Origin of the sequence: Oceaniovalibus sp. ACAM 378 (genome assembly GCF_008085915.1) — a bacterium.
GTDB lineage: Bacteria > Pseudomonadota > Alphaproteobacteria > Rhodobacterales > Rhodobacteraceae > Oceaniglobus.
The window spans coordinates 1-250 of the sequence record NZ_VSJK01000114.1 but is presented as its reverse complement, the minus strand read 5'-3'; the positions used below and the strand labels follow the sequence as shown (position 1 = coordinate 250).

Here is a 250-nt window from a genome sequence, read left to right as displayed (position 1 = left end):
GTGTCGAACCGCTCGACAGCCTGAAGAACTGCCATGGCTCCAGAGACCAGAAGGGTGCGTATGTCGCGCTGTCCCATCTTCGACGTCTTCCCGAGCCGGGCCTTGCCGCCTGTCGAGTGCTGCTTAGGCACGAGCCCAAGCCACGCAGCAAAATCGCGACCGCGTTTGAAGGTGGCCAGGTCAGGTGCAAACGTCTCGATCGCAAGAGCCGTTACAGGGCCTACGCCCGGCATGGTCTGTGCGCGGCGGA

General features: G+C 63.2%; 1 protein-coding gene. It reads right to left on the bottom strand.

Annotated elements, in window-relative coordinates; all coding sequences use genetic code 11:
• On the bottom strand, nt 1-250 hold a 250-nt coding region (locus FQ320_RS25440; protein ID WP_148476019.1), incomplete at both ends, for a transposase.